Below are 2,071 nucleotides of genomic sequence, written 5' to 3' on the forward strand. Positions count from 1 at the left end.
ATGATACCGACTCAATACCCTTTTGCGACAGCCTCTGAAGGCCGGGGTTTCAAACCCTAGTCAGATTTTTGATGAATTAAGGAAAAAAAACAGCTCGCCACGGCATCATTTTTCAGGGCAGACAACAAGGCCAAGAAAAATGGGGCCGCAGCAAGACTGTTATTTGACTAATGCAAACTACTCATTGCTGTCGACCGGGCGAGGCGAGGCCGACTTGATTGGTAACATCCTGGAAAAAAAAGACTGCTTTTTCTTTTCATTAACATCGAGCAAAAAAATATCGCTATTAAAGTCTATATCATCCGGCAATCGCGGTGATGACAGCGATTGAGAACGCTGGGGTTTGTGCGAATGATCTTGGCTAGTCGAGCGCGGTATTTTCTTTTTCTCAGTCTTCATCTCGAATACTTCACTATACTTCGAGTGCTTGGAATCGGCTGAATGCGATCTGCTGTGTGCTGCACCATCGGCTGATTCTTGATGGTACTTGGGAAGCGAAACATTCTTAAAGTCATCAGCGTAACGATCCCAATTGCGATCGAGGTATTCGGCTACTTTATGACGCATCGCCTTAACCGTTTTTTGTGATATATCCTTACCCAGTGCCCCATTCACCGCAGCATAGAGACTCGTCGCATCGTCCCATTCACGCTTATGCTGGTATTGATAGCCGTGCTCATGCGCACGTATGCGCGGAGCGTTCAGATTCACCCTCTTTTTAATTTGTTCAAGATTCAAAACTTCTGTGTGACCATCCGGCTTGAACAGTATGCCGCTGTTTCCATCGGGATTAAACTTAAAGGCACTCTTGATAACGCCGGTACCGATAAGGAGGGGCAGCAAAGTATTGCCTTGATCGAGACCAGCCTCGACCGCAGCAACAACGGCTTTGCGACGCCCGTTTGCTTTGTCATTATCAGCTGCCGTCGGACTGCTTGGTGCCGAGCTTGGCACAGAGGCCGTTGGTGGCGGTGCCGATTCCGCCTGCTGTGCTTGTTTTGGCGGCTGTGGCGGCACTGCGTCTTGCGGATGCGGCGCTTGTTCACCTGGCATGTCAGCATCGGCAGCCCTTGCGCCGCTCGGTGTCGATGTTGGCACGGAACCCGGTAATGCCGACGGCGGGATTGAACCGGCTTGCTGGGGCTGTTTTGGCTGTTTTTGCGCGCCTACCCTATCCGCCTCGGCAGCCTTGGCACGTTTCTGTGCAGATGTCAAAACGGATTTAGGTGCCACCGGCGCTGGGACCGAGTTCGCGTGTTGTGGCGCTTGTCCGCTTTTTAACTGAGCGCGAGTACTAATGAGATCCTTTGGGTTTATCCTGTTTTTCGAATAGGCAGCATCGAGGTTATGCTGCAATTTACGCATGAACTCCTGCGCCGAATCGAGCTCGGACGTTTGATATAAGACCGGTGCCGTGGCAGATTTTTGCTCAGATTTACTCTCAGCAGCATGCTTATCCGCTTGCTGCCCAGCCTCAACATGACCATCATCGGTCACACGGAAACGAGAAAATTCTCCCTCTGGTTCATTTTTTAAGGCTTCCAAGATCTTGCGCACCGCAGGAATGTTCACATTAGAACGACCAAGCGCATTGAAAGCGGCATGAAAAAAACAATTGCCGTCAGGCGGCACGTCAATCCAATTGTCGCCGTCGCCGTACAGATAGTGATTATTCTGAACATACAACAAACGCACATCATCAACAGCCGCCGCCGCCGCATCAAGAGAATCACCTTTCGTCGTGGCATTGTCAGGACAAATTCGTGTAGCAAATGTGATCGGCATTTCACCCGAAGACTGATGATAAATCGTTATTGATCTTGGACTATTCCAAAGAGGAGAAGCAACCAAGAGATGCGGCAGCAGATCGCCATCACTGCAATTCCAAACGCGATTCTCGCCGATTTTTTGGGACGACTGTTCTCTTCGCGCGCCTACATCTTCAGACGAGCTTGCCGATGACGCGAAGACAGTCGATTGATTCGCAGAGCGAAAACTGTAATGGTCTAATGTTTACGGACACCTCAATAGGAGGAATAATTACCTAAACGAGGAAAATAAAGATGACTGG

At 49.8% G+C, this 2,071-nt stretch carries 1 protein-coding gene; it reads right to left on the minus strand.

Features of this window, described 5'->3' with window-relative positions; translation table 11 throughout:
- Window positions 1-177: 177 nt before the first annotated feature.
- Window positions 178-1,785 carry a hypothetical protein gene (locus QN359_RS19600; protein ID WP_322248908.1) on the minus strand — a complete coding sequence of 536 codons (1,608 nt, stop codon included), beginning with the start codon at window positions 1,783-1,785 and terminating at the stop codon, window positions 178-180.
- Window positions 1,786-2,071: the final 286 nt, after the last annotated feature.

Source organism: Undibacterium sp. 5I2, from assembly GCF_035019605.1.
Classification (GTDB): domain Bacteria; phylum Pseudomonadota; class Gammaproteobacteria; order Burkholderiales; family Burkholderiaceae_D; genus Undibacterium.

What these genes read in the sequence shown, in the direction of transcription:
- QN359_RS19600 (WP_322248908.1), bottom strand. Translation starts at nt 1,785, where the DNA reads ATGCCGATCACATTTGCTACACGAATTTGTCCTGACAATGCCACGACG.